This window comes from Limosilactobacillus walteri (assembly GCF_014830205.1).
GTDB lineage: Bacteria > Bacillota > Bacilli > Lactobacillales > Lactobacillaceae > Limosilactobacillus > Limosilactobacillus walteri.
This window is the reverse complement of the sequence record NZ_QORN01000003.1, coordinates 25,213-40,727: the sequence shown is the minus strand read 5'-3', so window position 1 is coordinate 40,727 and position 15,515 is coordinate 25,213. Positions and strand designations below refer to the sequence as shown.

General features: G+C 37.1%; 15 protein-coding genes. 11 read left to right on the top strand and 4 right to left on the bottom strand.

Annotation, left to right across the window (positions count from 1 at the left end):
- The first annotated feature begins 15 nt into the window (after nucleotides 1–15).
- Nucleotides 16–870, top strand: a complete 855-nt coding sequence (map, locus tag DTK66_RS01035) for a type I methionyl aminopeptidase (RefSeq protein WP_153931213.1) — start codon at nucleotides 16–18, stop codon at nucleotides 868–870.
- 61 nt (nucleotides 871–931) lie between these two features.
- Here the strand turns inward: map and DTK66_RS01030 are convergent, their stop codons facing one another.
- On the bottom strand, nucleotides 932–2,053 hold the full coding sequence (locus DTK66_RS01030; protein WP_191667494.1) for an aminotransferase: 1,122 nt from the start codon (nucleotides 2,051–2,053) through the stop codon (nucleotides 932–934).
- Nucleotides 2,054–2,066: 13 nt separating this feature from the next.
- Nucleotides 2,067–3,488 (bottom strand): basic amino acid/polyamine antiporter, encoded by a 1,422-nt coding sequence (locus tag DTK66_RS01025; RefSeq protein WP_191667493.1) that lies wholly within the window; start codon nucleotides 3,486–3,488, stop codon nucleotides 2,067–2,069.
- Nucleotides 3,489–3,818: 330 nt separating this feature from the next.
- On the opposite strand from DTK66_RS01025, the gene yjeM reads away from it, so the two are divergent.
- Together yjeM and DTK66_RS01015 are read left to right on the top strand one after the other, a co-directional pair.
- Complete coding sequence (gene yjeM, locus DTK66_RS01020) at nucleotides 3,819–5,324, top strand: glutamate/gamma-aminobutyrate family transporter YjeM (protein ID WP_191667492.1); 1,506 nt, start codon at nucleotides 3,819–3,821, stop codon at nucleotides 5,322–5,324.
- Nucleotides 5,325–5,441: 117 nt separating this feature from the next.
- Nucleotides 5,442–6,326: a YihY/virulence factor BrkB family protein gene (locus tag DTK66_RS01015; RefSeq protein WP_153931216.1), complete on the top strand. Its 885-nt coding sequence runs from the start codon at nucleotides 5,442–5,444 to the stop codon at nucleotides 6,324–6,326.
- Nucleotides 6,327–6,384: 58 nt separating this feature from the next.
- Here the strand turns inward: DTK66_RS01015 and DTK66_RS01010 are convergent, their stop codons facing one another.
- Both DTK66_RS01010 and DTK66_RS01005 read right to left on the bottom strand, forming a co-directional pair.
- Nucleotides 6,385–6,612 (bottom strand): DUF2922 domain-containing protein, encoded by a 228-nt coding sequence (locus DTK66_RS01010; protein WP_153931217.1) that lies wholly within the window; start codon nucleotides 6,610–6,612, stop codon nucleotides 6,385–6,387.
- Nucleotides 6,613–6,631: 19 nt separating this feature from the next.
- Nucleotides 6,632–6,847, bottom strand: coding sequence for a DUF1659 domain-containing protein (locus tag DTK66_RS01005; RefSeq protein ID WP_153931218.1), 216 nt, complete (start codon nucleotides 6,845–6,847; stop codon nucleotides 6,632–6,634).
- 103 nt (nucleotides 6,848–6,950) lie between these two features.
- On the opposite strand from DTK66_RS01005, the gene recX reads away from it, so the two are divergent.
- The 8 genes from recX (at nucleotide 6,951) to DTK66_RS00965 (ending at nucleotide 15,488) form a co-directional block, all read left to right on the top strand.
- Nucleotides 6,951–7,745, top strand: a complete 795-nt coding sequence (gene recX / locus DTK66_RS01000; protein WP_191667491.1) for a recombination regulator RecX — start codon at nucleotides 6,951–6,953, stop codon at nucleotides 7,743–7,745.
- Between the two features lie 77 nt (nucleotides 7,746–7,822).
- Nucleotides 7,823–8,476, top strand: coding sequence for a sugar transferase (locus DTK66_RS00995; RefSeq protein ID WP_153931220.1), 654 nt, complete (start codon nucleotides 7,823–7,825; stop codon nucleotides 8,474–8,476).
- Nucleotides 8,477–8,489: 13 nt separating this feature from the next.
- Nucleotides 8,490–9,251: a DUF4422 domain-containing protein gene (locus DTK66_RS00990; protein WP_191667490.1), complete on the top strand. Its 762-nt coding sequence runs from the start codon at nucleotides 8,490–8,492 to the stop codon at nucleotides 9,249–9,251.
- 13 nt (nucleotides 9,252–9,264) lie between these two features.
- Nucleotides 9,265–10,194 (top strand): glycosyltransferase family 2 protein, encoded by a 930-nt coding sequence (locus DTK66_RS00985; RefSeq protein ID WP_153931222.1) that lies wholly within the window; start codon nucleotides 9,265–9,267, stop codon nucleotides 10,192–10,194.
- 511 nt (nucleotides 10,195–10,705) lie between these two features.
- Nucleotides 10,706–11,824, top strand: coding sequence for a UDP-galactopyranose mutase (glf, locus tag DTK66_RS00980; protein WP_191667489.1), 1,119 nt, complete (start codon nucleotides 10,706–10,708; stop codon nucleotides 11,822–11,824).
- 135 nt (nucleotides 11,825–11,959) lie between these two features.
- Entirely contained in the window at nucleotides 11,960–13,378 is a 1,419-nt protein-coding gene (locus tag DTK66_RS00975) for a flippase (RefSeq protein WP_191667488.1), read from the top strand.
- A gap of 17 nt (nucleotides 13,379–13,395) precedes the next feature.
- A complete protein-coding gene (waaB, locus tag DTK66_RS00970; protein WP_191667487.1) occupies nucleotides 13,396–14,445 on the top strand; it encodes a lipopolysaccharide 1,6-galactosyltransferase in 1,050 nt (349 codons plus the stop codon).
- A gap of 11 nt (nucleotides 14,446–14,456) precedes the next feature.
- On the top strand, nucleotides 14,457–15,488 hold the full coding sequence (locus DTK66_RS00965) for a sugar transferase (protein ID WP_191667486.1): 1,032 nt from the start codon (nucleotides 14,457–14,459) through the stop codon (nucleotides 15,486–15,488).
- Nucleotides 15,489–15,515: the final 27 nt, after the last annotated feature.

The following is a 15,515-nucleotide window of genomic DNA, read 5'->3' as shown; positions in this document are numbered from 1 at the left end:
AAGGAGATCGCGAAAATGATTAGTTTGAAATCACCTCGAGAAATCGAAGCAATGGAAAAAGCAGGTGCGGCTTTAGCTGGGATGCACTTAGGCTTACGCAAAATTATTAAGCCGGGAATCTCAAGCTGGAAAATTGAAGAATTCGCCCGCAAATACTTTAAGGCTGCCGGTGCAAAGGCAGAGCAAATCGGCTTTGAAGGATATAAGTATGCGACATGTGTTAGCGTTAATGATGAGATTTGTCATGGCTTTCCCCGCAAAAAACTAATCCTAAAAAAAGGGGATTTAGTTAAGGTCGATACTGTTGTTAGTGTTGACGGGGCCTTCAGTGATTCTTGCTGGAGCTATGCTGTCGGCGAAGTTACTCCCGAAGTTCAAAAGCTGATGGATGTTACCAAGAAGGCCTTATTTATGGGAATCGACCAATGTATCCCTGGCAACCGGATTGGTGATATTGGTGCTGTTATCCAACACTATACTGAAGATGAAAATGGTTATGGGGATGTCCGTGAATTTGTTGGTCATGGGATTCAACCAACGATGCATGAAGACCCAATGGTGCCTCACTATGGCGAACATGGTCAGGGGATGCGCCTCCGTAATGGGATGACAATCACCGTTGAGCCAATGATTAATACTGGTACTTGGGAAGCTGATACAAGTGATCCAAGTGGTTGGCTAGCTAAGACCGCTGATGGTGGTTGGAGTTGCCAATATGAGCATACTTTGGTAATCACCAATGATGGTCCCAAGATTTTGACTTCTCAAGACCCAGAAGCCGATGCGGACTATATTTATGATGATAACTATGCCAAGTATCTTGACCATTATCGTGAAATTGCGGAGAAAATTGCTAAACAATTTGAATAATCAGTAAAAAATAAATCCTCCAGTTGTTAGGCAAAAGCCAACGCTGGAGGATTTATTTTAATTAATCATATTGGTGCATGTACTTAGAAAGCCGTTTTAAACCTTCACGAAGGGTGGCTTCAGGAGCACAATAACCAAGGCGAGCATGTCCTGGGGTATCAAAGGCTGTCCCTGGTACCAACAAAACCCCTTCATCATGTAACAGGTTTTCACAGAAAGTATGAATATCAACGGGAACATCAAGTTTCGGGAAGGAAGTTGAAACTGCTTGGGGCATTATTACACTTGCCCGGTCTTCATGTTCGATCCATTCTTGATAAATTGCAAGGTTGCCTAATACTAATTTACGATTATGGTCAAGGACTTGCTGACGGTGACGAAGAACATAGGTCGCCAGCTGGTCATTAAAGACTCCGCCACAAATCATCGTATAATCACGGAATTTCCGGAAAAGATCTGCTAATTCAGCGTTAGTAGCTGTCCAACCAATCCGTACGCCAGGGACTGAATATGTCTTAGAGAGCGAATTAGTTGAGATTCCCTTATCATAAAGGTCAATAATTGGTGTAAAGTTTTCTGGATGGTCAAGCGGCAGGTAAACTTCATCAACTAAAATATATGCGCCGACTGACTTAGCAATGTCAACAACCTGTTCAAGAAATTCTTTATCTAAGACTGTTCCGGTTGGATTATTTGCATTGTTTAGGCAGATCATCTTGGTGTTTGGTTTAATTAGCTGCTTCAATTCTGCAATCCGTGGATACCAATTATCTTCCTCGTGAATATGCCAATAGTCAACGTCGGCACCAAGCGATTTTGGAATATCATACAGTTGTTGATAAGATGGGTATTCTGCAATTACGTGGTCGCCCGAGTTGATTAATGCATAGAGGGCAAGAATATTTGCTCCGGTTGCCCCGTTTGTTTGCAAAATATTTTCTGGGTCAACATGTTGATATAATTTAGCTACTTCTTCCTTAAATTCCGGTGATCCTTCAATCCATCCGTAATTCATCTTTTGCTTATCAAGCATCGCATAAAATTCTTGACCATGCTGGCCATCTAAATTTAACAGGTCATGCATGCTTAAAGATGCAATTGTACTTTGCGAAATATCGTAAGTAGCGCTCTTTTCCCATTTGTTAAGCCATGCTTCAACGCCAAAGTGTGCAATTTCAACCATAATAATGTCCTCCTTAATTAATTGAGATAGTGCCGTTAATAACTAATACTAACGATAAGACAGCAAAGACGGCGATAATTCCCATTGCCCATTTTTCCTTAGCCGAAATTTGGTGGTGAAATTCTTTGCATGCTTGAATGTAGAAGAAGAAACCAGGGATAAAGCCAACTGAAACAACCATTACTTCTTTCCATCCAGATAAGATCATTGCCATCAATTCAAAGAGGGTTGCAATCAAACCGATAATGAATTGTCCCCACTCTTGGTGCTGCCAGCTATACATCATCTGGTAAATACCGACCAAGAGGTAACAGATTAAGATTGCGGCTGTACAAAGAGTATAAGCAAAGTTGTAGGCATATGAGGTAAACAGCAAAGAGAAGAGGAAGATTGACTGTAAGACACCAGTGATTACTAATGCCCGGGTTGGGGCTTTTTTATCATTTACCTTTCCCCAAGCAGTTGGTAACGTTTGGTCATCGGCCATCAGCATTAATGATTCAGCCGGAAGCATAGTCCACGAGAGCCATGATACAAGGACGGAGATGATTAAACCGATGCTGATTAAAGCGGCGCCCCATGTACCAACGAGGTGTTGCATAATGGCACCAAGGGCTGGTTGCCCACCGGCAGCTAATTGGGCCCGGCTCATTACCCCGTATGGCAAGATTGATACCACGATATAAATTGTCAATAAACTAATCAGGCCAAAAATTGAAGCCCGTTCAGCATCTGTCCGTGTTTTTGCCCGGCTGGAGAGCACCGATGCGCCTTCAACCCCGACAAAGAGCCACATCATTACCATAATTGAGGCTTTGACTTGGTCATAGATCGAACCCGTTTCTACATTAGCGCCAAGATTATGAGTTACGTTGCCCCAGAAATCAGCAGTAAAAATACGGGCCTTAAAGCCTAAGATTACACAAATTACGAAAACGACTAGCGGCATAATTTTGCAGATTGTCCCAATTGCATTAATGAATGCAGCTGATTCAATCCCGCGGTTAACCAAAAATGTCAAAACCCAAGTTAAAATAATTGCAACAATAATTGAAAAAAGGTTCTGGCCGTTTTGGAACAGCTGGGGGAAGAAAGTACCTAACGCACTCATCATGATAGTAGCAAATGCAATATTCCCAAGCCATGCGGATAACCAGTAGGCCCATCCTGAAATAAATTCACCTAACGGGCCAAATGCCGCGGCGGCGTAACTAAAAATTCCCGAATCAAGGTCAGGCCGTTTTTGTGACAAGTTAGTTAATGACAAGACCAATGTTAAGACTCCGATACCAACAATTATCCATGCAACAATTGCGGGTCCCGGGGCTGCGGCACTAGCCAAGTCACTGGTAATTCCAAAAACTCCTGAGCCGATTGTTGACCCAACGATAAGGAGGGTCAGTTCTGTGGTATTGATTCCCTTTTTCTCGCTCATTTTCTCCACCTCACGATCATAATTTAGAGCAAAAATTCACATAAAATAATCGACGCCTTATTATAGCAATCTGAGCAAACGCTTTCAATGTCACTAGAAATAAACAATAAATTCACTATAAAACAGGCAATAAAATATACTTCACAAATGACTAAATATACATAATACTGTTAATATACCTCGTTTATGTAATAAATATGCATCAAAACAAATAAAATGTAAAGAAGATTTATCAAAAGCCTTTTCTTTTTTTAAAAGAAGATTATACTAATAATTATAAATAATTTCTTATTTTTATTTAAGAATCTAAAGAATTTTGGAGGCTTTATTGTGGACGAACAAAGTGGTAATAAAAAAATGATTACTACCTTTGGATTAGTGACGATGATCATTACTGCTATTTTTGGATTTGGTAATGTATCAAACGCCTACTTGCAAATGGGTTACGGTAGTATCATTTGGTATGCATTAGCAGGGATTTGTTTCTTCTTCCCGTGTGGTTTGATGATGGCAGAGTATGGCTCTACCTTTAAGGATGCGAAGGGGGGAATTTATTCCTGGCTTGCCGGCTCTGTTGGTGAACGGATTGCCTTTGTCGGGACCTTTGTTTGGCTGGCATCTTGGATCGTCTGGATGGTTTCAACGGCTTCACGGATCTGGATTACTTTTTCAGCCTTGATTTTTGGTAAGGATACGACCCAGCAATGGCATGCATTTGGCTTAACCTCGACCCAGTTGATTGGGGTTCTGGGGATCTTGCTTATTCTTGGTGCTACTTGGTGTAGTTCACGAGGAATGACGGCGATTGCTAAAGTTGGTTCGCTTGGCGGTATTTTTACGATTGTTGTTAATATTATCTTCGTTATCGTCAGTATCATTGTTTTAGTTGCCGATAAGGGAATCTTAAAGCAGCCGATTCACGGCGCTTCGACATTTATAACTTCACCCAATCCGCAATTCCAGACACCGATTGCTATTATTTCATTTGTTGTTTATGCTATTTTTGCTTATGGTGGAATGGAATCATTGGGGTCAGTTACCGATAGTATGCGCAATCCTGAGCGGACGTTCCCTCGTGGCTTGATTATCGCTAGTATCTTTACAATTGGGACATATGTATTGATGATCTTTATGCTAGGTTGGTCGGTTAACTACCAGCAAACTTTAACAAAGAGCAGCGTTAACCTTGGTAATGTTACCTATGTTGTTTTCAACCAATTAGGGGTTACGATGGGTCAGTCTCTTGGCTGGTCGCATAGCGCGGCGTTGACATTTGGGATTATTATGACACGGGTTGTTGCCTTTGCTCAGACGCTAGGATTTTTAGGGGCATTGTTCATCTTGCTTTACTCCCCGATTAAGGCCTTTATCCTTGGATCTAATCCGGACTTATGGCCTAAGAAATTGACGAAGCTTAATAAAGCCGGGATGCCTGCTAATGCAATGTGGCTGCAAGCAACGATTGTATGTGTAATTGTCTTCCTAGTTGCCTTTGGGGGCAATGCTGCCCAACAGTTCTACTTGATTTTGACTGATATGGCTAACGTTTCAACCTGTTTCCCATATATTTTCTTAATTGGAGCATTCCCATTCTTTAAGGCTAAAAAAGACCTGAACCGGCCATTTGTTGTCTTTAAGAATCGTTTCTGGACGGATGTCTTGGTATGCTTTGTTGAATTAATTTTGATTGTCGGAATTGTCTTTACCTTTGTTCAACCATTAATGGACAAGGATTATCAGACTGCCTTCTGGACTCTTGCTGGTCCAATCTTCTTTGCCGTTGTTGCGTTGGTCTTTTACCAGATTTCCGCAAAACGTCACCATGTTGAAGGCTAATTAACAACAAGCCTCATCACATTAAGTTGGTGGTGAGGCTTTTTTATTCATTCTGTAATATTTGTCGGGTGTTCAATTTGTTATAATTGTCTTTATAAATTAATTTCGGAGGCTATTATGGATAAGGAACCGGGCAAAAGTAAAATTTTTATTTCATTACTAATTCGACATATTTCGATGGCCCAGATTTCAAATTCTGCTGCAGTGCTAGCCTATTATACCCTGCTGTCAATTTTTCCGGCAGTGATGGTAGTAGGAAACTTACTGCCAATGATGGGGATTGATGCAAAGACGATTCTGGCATACCTATCAACGGCGATTCCTGAATCAGTTTATGACTTTATTCAGCCGCTAATTTACGATTTCCTGCGACGGGGAAGTGGCGGGATTTTGACGACTGGGGCGTTGATTGCGTTATGGTCGACGAGTCAAGGAATTGCTGCTTTTCAGCGGAGTGTTAACCATGCATATGGTATTGCAGAAAACCAAAATCCTATAATGAACCGGATTATTTCTTTTATCTGGATGATTGTCCTCCTGTTAATGATTTTTACGATTATTATTTTGTATGGCTTTGGTGAACAAGTTCTTAAAAGTATCCAGCCGATTTTTAATTTTCGGCGAGATTACATTTCCTTATTTAGCTCGTTAAGGTGGCCTGTAACATTTGGGGTCCTCTTTATTGCAATCACCTTGCTGTATTACTTTGTTCCCAATGCAAAAGTGCGTTTGCGCTATGCCTTAGTGGGTTCATTTTTAGCTTCCTTGCTGTGGATGGGCTTATCGCGGCTCTTTTCTTTGTATACTTTAATCTTTAGTCATGGGGTTATTTCTTATAAGACGATTGGGGCATTTATTGCCATGATGGTGTGGCTTGATTTTTCCGGCTATATTATCATGCTAGGGGCGGCGCTGAATGCAGCCTTGCAAGAATGCCATGAGGGGGAGCTCCATGCTAAAAAGCACTTTTGGCAATTATTAGAACGAAAAAAAGGCCGGTGAAAAAACTTTAGTTTTTTCCCGGCCTCGCCTGGTTGAAAGCTTTAGAACTTACTACTATTTACTTGTGTTCATCATTAAAGATAATGGTTGAGACTGTGTCAACGTACTTTGCTGCTAGCGGTACTCGATAAATATCTTCGTCTTCTTTCACAAAGATATGAGTTTGCGCGATCTCTTCCATCGCTTTACGGACGGTTTTAGCATCAAGTTCACCACTAGCATAGGATAGCTTTAATGTGTGCTTTTTGCCGAGGCTGCCTTTAAAAGTTAAATTTAATGTACGCATCTAATTTTCCTCCTAGTTATTACTTGTTCATTGAGACTTGATTAGTGACGATAATATCAGCATCAAGGCATTTTTCTGCTGTTAGCATTTCGATTGCGGCACTAAAGCGTGCTACCTGATCGTTAGTAACACTTTCACTGACGTTGTTAAAGGGATGTTTGACGCCCTTAGGATGGTCACTATTCGTGAGGGTAAGTTGAATTTTAGCTGACTTGAAATTACGAACCATTTGCATGATAAAAACTTCCTTTTGATTAATTTAATTTGTTAAGTAGCGGCCACTGCTTACACCTATATAAACGGTTGAGAACACAAAATGTTAAGGAGAAATTTGAAAAATGGCAAAAATTTCTAAAATTGAGGCGCAAAAACGGAAGGGTCGATATAATATATACCTTGATGGTAAGTATGCTTTTCCGGTTGCAGAAAGCGTACTAATTCAGTTTAACTTAATGAAAGGAACTGAACTGAATAAGGAGCAGGTTAGCGCAATCGTGACGGCTGACCAGCAAGCCAAGGCCTATTTTCGGATGTTAGATTACCTGTCATACCAAATGCGGACAGAGAGTGATATTAGAAAAAAGCTTCAGGATACTGATACGCCAGCGGAATTTGTTGAACCAATCTTAAAAAAATTACGGGCTCAACACTTGGTCGATGATCACGCCTATGCTGCTGCTTATGTCCGAACGGTAATGAATACCGAATTAAAGGGTCCAGTCGTTATCCGCCAACACCTTCGCCAAAAACAGGTCGGTGAGAATGATATTGATGATGCACTAGCCCAATTTACGCTGACTGACCAAGCGGAGAACGCTAAAAAATTAGCAGAAAAGCTTTTTCGGCGTTACCGAAAACAACCAGAACGACGACGCGAGCAAAAGGTCCGTCAAGGCCTAATAACGAAGGGCTTTGCTAGCAGTATCTATGACATGATCAAAGATGAAGTAGTTCCCCAACCAGATGGCGAGCAAGAAAATGAATTATTGGTAAAAGAGGCTGAAAAACAGTGGCATCGCGCCAGCCGTTATCAAGGCTATGAGCGGGAACGGCATTTTAAACAGGCAATGTACCGCAAGGGCTTTGACCTTGATGATGTGCAGGTCTGGCTTGATCAGCAGGAATTACAATAACAGCTTTCCAAGATGGGGAATAACTGGTATTATTTTAATGATTATATTAGTTTATTTAGAAAAAGAGACAGTGAATTATGGAAAATAAAAAAATACATATAAATGAGGAAAGACTTAATCATCAATACTTTTATCGAACTACAAAAAGAGTATTTGATATTATTGCATCTATTATAGCGTTAATAATATTGAGTCCTATATTTTTGGTTATTGCTATCTGTATTAAAATTGATGATCCTCGAGGACCGGTATTTTACTCTCAAGTTCGAGTAGGAAAAGATGGTCGGCAATTCAAAATGTATAAATTTCGTTCTATGGTTGTGAATGCTGATGAATTATTAGCTAAATTAAAGAGTGCTAATGAAGTTAATGGAGCAATGTTTAAAATAAAAAATGATCCTCGTATTACTAAAGTTGGGAAAGTCCTAAGAAAGTATAGTTTGGATGAATTGCCTCAATTAGTAAACATTGTAGAAGGTTCAATGAGTATTGTTGGACCTCGTCCGCCTCTAGTTAGCGAAGTGAAAGAGTATTCAAACTATGATAAGCAAAGGCTCATGGTAAAACCGGGAGCTACAGGTATGTGGCAAGTTGGTGGAAGAAATGATGTTGATTTTGATGAAATGGTAAGATTGGATTTGAGTTACATTCAAAAACGGTCAATTTTATTAGATTTAAAAATTATGTTTGAAACTGTTAAGATAATGATTAAGCCTAATGGGGCTTATTAAAAGGAGTAAACTTGTGGATATTAAAATATTAGTAGCAACACATAAAAATTATCAAATGCCAGAAGATAAGGTATACTTACCTGTTTTTGTTGGTAAGGAATTACATCCCAATGTTAATAATAGTTTTCAGGGTGATAATACAGGAAATAATATATCCAACATGAACCCTTATTATAATGAATTAACAGCTATTTACTGGGGATGGAAGAATTTAAACTTAGATGCGATGGGACTTGTTCATTATCGACGATACTTAAGTTTAAACCATCAAAAGTCTTTGAGTAAGGTTCTTTCCTATCAAGATGTAGAAAAGCTATTACAAAATAATGATATTATTTTGCCAGAAAAACGGCGGTACTATATTGAGACAATTGAATCCCATTACCGACATTCACATGAAAATGAACCTCTGGATATTATGAAAAATGTCATAAAAGAAAAATATCCAGAATATGAGGATGCATATAATAAAGTTATGAAACGGACATGGGCTCATATGTTTAATATGTTTATAATGAAGCGAGAACCGTTAGATGAGTATTGCAATTGGATGTTTGATGTATTAAAAAGTGTTGAGAAACAAGTTGATATTAGTAATTATTCAACTTATGAACAAAGAGTCTATGGCTTTTTAAGTGAACCTTTGCTAGATGTTTGGCTAGAAAAACATCCTGAATATAAAACAATTGAGGTTGATTATGTCTTTATGGAACATACAAATTGGCTTATAAAGGGTGGTAATTTCTTAAAGAGAAAGATTGTTGGACACTATTAAAGGAGAAACAGGGATGCCAAAATTATCAATAGTTGTTCCTTGCTATAATGAGCAGGAAGCGATCCCTCTCTTTTATCCTGCAGTGGAAAAAGTGGTTAAACAGATGCCAGTTGAAGTTGAATATTGGTTTGTTAATGATGGATCAAGTGATGGAACTTTGGCAGAACTACGTAAGCTTCACGCACAAGATCCACAACATGTTCATTATGTTTCTTTCTCACGGAATTTTGGGAAAGAAGCAGGTCTTTATGCAGGATTACAAGCAGCAACCGGCGACTACGTGGTGGTAATGGATGCTGACTTACAAGATCCGCCTGAATATCTGCCAGAAATGTATAAGGATATTTCGACTGGCGAATATGATTGTGTGGGGATGCGGCGGACTGATCGGAAGGGTGAAGCAAAGTTTAAATCTTTCCTGAGTGACCAGTTCTACAATGTTATTAACCGTATTTCAGATACAAAGATTGTGTCGGGGACCCGTGATTACCGGATGATGACCCGCCAAATGGTTGATGCCGTATTATCCTTAACTGAGTACAATCGATTTTCTAAAGGAATTTTCAATTGGGTTGGTTTTAAGACGAAGTATCTTCCTTATAAGAATGTTGAACGGGTTGCTGGCACAACCGATTGGTCCACCTGGAAGCTGTTTAAGTATGCGATTGACGGGATTACGGACTTTTCCGAAGCACCGTTGGCAATCGCTACCTGGGTAGGTAGTTTTACGGCTTTCATCTCTATTATTGGGATGATGATTGTTATAATAAGAAAGATTGTTGAGCCAACAAGTAGTGCCTTTGGCTGGGCCTCAATGATTTGTATTATTTTGTTCCTTGGCGGCATTCAACTACTGTGCCTTGGAATCGTTGGTCGTTATATTGGCCGCATTTATATGCAAACCAAGAAACGACCAATCTATATTATTAAAGAGAAGAAGTAGGTTGAGAAATAAATAAAGGAGTAAAAATTAAGCAACAATCAAAAGGTTGGTTCTTCTGGAAAAGGTTCTTCAATATTGTTTATTATCTTTAGTGGCATTTTAATTTAGCCAAGTGTTTTTATGATGAATCAGTTTGGTGATAGTAAGGAATTATTATTTTATAATTAGGTGTGGATTGACTAGCATGTCAGGTCTTTTAAGGATTACAGTTTTTGTTGTGATAGTGAGAGTAGATAAAACCTTAGAATGATACCTTCTAAGGTTTTATGTAATACGATATGTATTATGATTTCTAAAGCACTGAATAATAAGTTTTGTATCAGTAAAAATGGAGTGATTTTGAAAGCAAAACGTTTGAAGTGATATTCCTAATTCAGAACGTTGTAATGTTAGAGTATGTTGATAAGTTTTATCTTCTTTGATGATGCAACGATAATATTTGGCATATTACTTAGTATTTTATGTATGAAGATGTGTACTCAGAAAAAATAATTAAGTAAGGGGATAGCTAATGAAAAAATATGATTATTTAGTAGTAGGCGCAGGCCTTTTCGGAGCAACCTTTGCCTACGAAGCTGCTAAACGTGGCAAAAACGTCAAAGTAATTGAAAAGCGTAACCACATTGCTGGTAACATCTACACTAAAGAAGTGGACGGTATTCAGGTTCATCAATACGGTGCTCATATTTTCCATACTTCTAATAAGGAAATTTGGGATTATGTGAACCAATTTGCAGAGTTTAACCGCTATACTAATAGTCCGGTGGCTAATTATAAAGGACATATGTATAACCTCCCCTTTAATATGAACACCTTTAGTGAGATGTGGGGTGTCCGGACACCTGAAGAAGCAATAGCAAAGATCAACGAACAACGACAAGAGATGGCTGGTAAAGAACCAAAGAATCTTGAAGAACAAGCCATTTCTTTGATCGGTCGTGATATCTATGAAAAACTCATCAAAGGCTATACTGAAAAACAATGGGGACAAAAAGCAACTGAATTACCAGCCTTTATTATTCGTCGTCTCCCAGTTCGGTTAGTTTATGACAACAATTACTTCAATGATACTTATCAAGGTATTCCGATTGGTGGCTATACCCAAATCGTTGAAAAGATGCTTGACAGCGATTTGATTGACGTTGAAACGGGGGTCGACTTCTTTGATAGGAAGGATAAGTACCTCAAAGATTATCCTAAGATCGTCTTTACGGGGATGATTGATCAGTTCTTTGATTATCAATTAGGTGAACTGCAATATCGGAGTCTCCGCTTTGAAACAGAAGAAAAGAATATTGGTAATTATCAAGGTAATGCGGTAATTAACTACACAGACGCTGAAACGCCATATACTCGGATTATTGAGCATAAGCATTTTGAATTTGGCAAGGGTGATAAGGATAAGACCATCATCACACGGGAATATCCGGCTGATTGGCAACGCGGGGATGAACCATATTACCCAATTAACAATCAACGGAACAATGACCTTTACAAACAATATGCTAAGTTAGCTAGTGAAAAGGCAAAGAACGTTATTTTTGGCGGCCGATTAGGACAATATCGTTACTATAATATGGATCAAGTATTACATGCGGCGTTGACGGCTGTAAATGAAGAATTTAAGTAATTTAAAAGGGATGACTTATGATAGATAGTTCATCCCTTTTAATATTGTACAAAGTTAGTTTGAGGTATCTTTTGTTTAATGTATAACAGTGGTAAAATTAACATTTAGTTTGAAAAAGTTAAATGAGGTTATTATATGAAGGTCATCAAAAACTATTTATATAATGCAGGATATCAAATACTATTAATGTTGGCCCCTGTTCTTACAACTCCATATGTTGCTCGTGTTTTGGGTGCAAATAATAATGGAATAAACACCTATACAAATGGATGGGTAACATTTTTTTACTTAGCAGGACAACTTGGAATATCTCTTTATGGTAATCGCGAGATAGCATACCAACGAAAAGATAAATATAAGAGATCAAAAGCATTTTGGGGAATTATCACTCTTCAAATATTTACTAGTTCAATTGCTTTAGTTGCTTATTTGCTAGCTGTATTTTTATTTAGTAGCGCATTTAAGGTTTATTTTTTACTCCAAGCCTTATGGATTGTAGCATATGGAATTGATATTTCATGGTATTTTATGGGAATGGAAGATTTTAAAAAAACTGTTTCTAGAAATACAATAGTAAAACTAATAACGATTGCACTCATATTCATTTTGGTTCGTAATCAAAATGACTTAGCTAAATATATTTTTTTACTGGGATTTGCACAATTAGCGGGTAGTTTAACTTTGTGGCCATACTTGAGGAAGAACATTCAATGGGTAAAAATTCGAGAATGGCATCCATTAAAGCATTTTTATCCAGCGTTATTACTATTTATTCCAACAATCACTACACAAATTTATCTTGTGGTTAACCGAATCATGCTAGGAAGAATGGCTCCTCAAGCGGCTGTATCACAATTTAATTTTGGGGATAATATCGTTAAACTTGTTTTAGCGATTGTAACTGCAACCGGAACAGTTATGCTTCCTCATATTGCAAATAAGTTTGCTTCGGGAGATATAAAAGGAGTTCGGGAAAGCTTATATAAATCATTTGATTTTGTTACGGCGATTGCGGTTCCGATGATGTTTGGATTGATGGCTATTGCTTATAAATTTGCACCATGGTTTTTGGGGAGTGAATACGGACCAACAGGAGGAGTAATTTTTTGGGAGGCACCTGCTATTTTGATGATTGCGTGGAGTAACGTAACTGGGACTCAATATCTTATGCCTATCCATCGAGAGCATCAATATACTATTTCTGTTACAGTTGGAGCAGTGGTAAATGTTATTGCTAACTTATTTTTGATTTCATTATATGGTGCAAATGGAGCTGCCGTAGCAACCGTAATCTCTGAAATGTCGGTTACAGCAGTTCAATTATATTTTGTTAAAGGAACTATTAGACGTCGTGCGTTGTTTGCTCCTATTTGGCGTTATTTGCTAAGCGGTTTGTTCATGTATCTTGTCGTTTCAAGAATAGATGGGATTATGAATATGACAATAATTAATTTAACCCTTCAAGTAATTTTAGGAGTAGCTATATACGTTATTGGTTTGTTCCTATTAAGAGCACCAATTATAAAGCAGGCAAAAGGTTTATTAAAAAAATAAAGAGAGTATTAATTATTATGAATTTGACATTTGTAACAAATAAGATAAGTGGTCGTGGAGGAACAGAGACTGTTTTAGTTAAAGTATTGAATAATTTAGCAGAAAATGGGGATAGTGTCAGATTAGTTTTGTCAAATTTAACCCCTAATAAGGAATGGTTACACAATTTAAATCCATCAATAAAAATTATTTACCCGAGAAATAGTTCTAGATTTAATCGCTTACTATATTTTTCGCGTATCTTTTTAACAAGTCCCCAAAATACAAATTACGTAATCCTAAGTCCAAATATTATTAAACTCTTTGCTAAGTTAAGAAAATTAACTCATAAAAAATGTAAGTTAATTTCTTGGTTTCATTTTTCTATTGCAAATCAACATGATTATGATCCTAAGAATATTAAATTTGCAGATTATCATTTGGCTATTAGTTCACAAATAAAAGAACAGATCGTGGATTTAGGGATAGAAGAACAAAATGTTTTCTTAATCTACAATCCTGCTGAACATCATAAATTGTTAAACTTAAAAGTTAATGATGAAAAAAAACACTTGTTATATGTTGGAAGAATTCAAAAGGACGGGCAGAAGAATCTTCAAGAATTACTTCATTCCTTGAGTTTGGTCGATCCATCTATCATCTTAGATATTTATGGTGGAGGAAAAGATGCAGAGGAATGTAAAAGTCTTTGTAACGAACTAGGAATCAGTAATCGTGTAGAGTGGCATGGATGGGCCGAAAATGTGTGGGATTCATTAGATAATCAGCCATTTTCATTAATTTTGACTTCAAAATTTGAGGGATTACCAATGGTATTTTTGGAGGCAATGTCTAGAGGAATTCCATGTATTTCAGCTGATTTTGATGGGTATGATGACGTTATTAAAGAGTACTTGAATGGTACAGTTTATCACTTAGGAAATGTAAAAGAATGTGCAGAGAAGATTAATAAAATGGCTCAAACAAAATTTGACCCGTTAAAAGTTCAAAAGAGTATTTCAAAATATTATGAAGAACAATATTTTAATAATTTACGCAATGTATTGAAAAAAGTTATAAATTATTAAGGGATGAAGAAATGAAAAGAGCAATCTTAACAGTAAAAGAAACAAAACGTGATAATAATGCCGGACCTAAAGCAAAACTGGACATTGAAAAATTCTTAGTTAACGATGAATTTGTAAAATGGAATTTTATTATTAATCAAAATTCTATTTTGCAAAAGATTAGAGTTGCATATTTAGATGTACCGTCCTTTTTTAAGCAGGAAAAGAATCAAAAAATAGATGAAATATTTTTACAATATCCAACATATTCAAAAATAGTAACAAAACAGTTAATAAAGAGATTAAGAAAACTTCATTCTAAAATTTTCTTAATAGTTCATGATGTTGAATCCTTAAGATTACATTATGGGGAAGAAAATTATATTCGTGAAGAATTGGATATGTTTAATTTAGTAGATGGCTTAATTGTTCATAATGAAAAAATGGCAAAATGGCTTAAAGAGAATGGTGTCAATATACCAATGGAAAGTTTGGAAGTTTTTGATTATGATAATCCAAATCGTTTGGTAAATAATGACGAGTATAAATGTTCAATCTGTTTTGCTGGTAATTTAAATAAAGCCGGCTTTCTTCAAAATTTATCTCTAAAAAAAGCATCCTTGAATATATTTGGACCAAATCCAGCAGATAGATATGGAAATAATATTTCGTACCAAGGACAGTATTCACCTGAAGAACTTCCTAATCATCTGAATGATAATTTTGGCTTAGTTTGGGATGGTACAACTCCAACTACGTGTGATGGACTTTTTGGTAATTATATGAAATATAATAACCCTCATAAAGCATCATTGTATTTAAGCTCAGGAATTCCTGTAATTATTTGGCGGAAAGCTGCTTTATCAAAATTTATTGAAGAAAATGATTTAGGAATAGCAGTAGACAGTTTAACTGAATTAGATGAAATTCTGTCAAAAATGAGCTTATCTAAATATGAAAATCTATTAAAAAATGTACGAGATGTTTCACAAAAATTAAGGGAAGGTTTCTTTATAGAAAAAGCAATACAAAATTTAGAAACGAAAATTAGTGAAAACAAGTAGCGATTATTTAAAAGGGAAGTTACATTC

Excerpts from the sequence above, each read along its gene's own strand:
- map (WP_153931213.1), top strand. The coding sequence starts at position 16 with ATGATTAGTTTGAAATCACCTCGAGAAATCGAAGCAATGGAAAAAGCA.
- DTK66_RS01030 (WP_191667494.1), bottom strand. The coding sequence starts at position 2,053 with ATGGTTGAAATTGCACACTTTGGCGTTGAAGCATGGCTTAACAAATGG.
- DTK66_RS01025 (WP_191667493.1), bottom strand. The coding sequence starts at position 3,488 with ATGAGCGAGAAAAAGGGAATCAATACCACAGAACTGACCCTCCTTATC.
- DTK66_RS01015 (WP_153931216.1), top strand. The coding sequence starts at position 5,442 with ATGGATAAGGAACCGGGCAAAAGTAAAATTTTTATTTCATTACTAATT.
- DTK66_RS01010 (WP_153931217.1), bottom strand. The coding sequence starts at position 6,612 with ATGCGTACATTAAATTTAACTTTTAAAGGCAGCCTCGGCAAAAAGCAC.
- DTK66_RS01005 (WP_153931218.1), bottom strand. The coding sequence starts at position 6,847 with ATGCAAATGGTTCGTAATTTCAAGTCAGCTAAAATTCAACTTACCCTC.
- recX (WP_191667491.1), top strand. The coding sequence starts at position 6,951 with ATGGCAAAAATTTCTAAAATTGAGGCGCAAAAACGGAAGGGTCGATAT.
- DTK66_RS00995 (WP_153931220.1), top strand. The coding sequence starts at position 7,823 with ATGGAAAATAAAAAAATACATATAAATGAGGAAAGACTTAATCATCAA.
- DTK66_RS00985 (WP_153931222.1), top strand. The coding sequence starts at position 9,265 with ATGCCAAAATTATCAATAGTTGTTCCTTGCTATAATGAGCAGGAAGCG.
- glf (WP_191667489.1), top strand. The coding sequence starts at position 10,706 with ATGAAAAAATATGATTATTTAGTAGTAGGCGCAGGCCTTTTCGGAGCA.
- DTK66_RS00975 (WP_191667488.1), top strand. The coding sequence starts at position 11,960 with ATGAAGGTCATCAAAAACTATTTATATAATGCAGGATATCAAATACTA.
- waaB (WP_191667487.1), top strand. The coding sequence starts at position 13,396 with ATGAATTTGACATTTGTAACAAATAAGATAAGTGGTCGTGGAGGAACA.
- DTK66_RS00965 (WP_191667486.1), top strand. The coding sequence starts at position 14,457 with ATGAAAAGAGCAATCTTAACAGTAAAAGAAACAAAACGTGATAATAAT.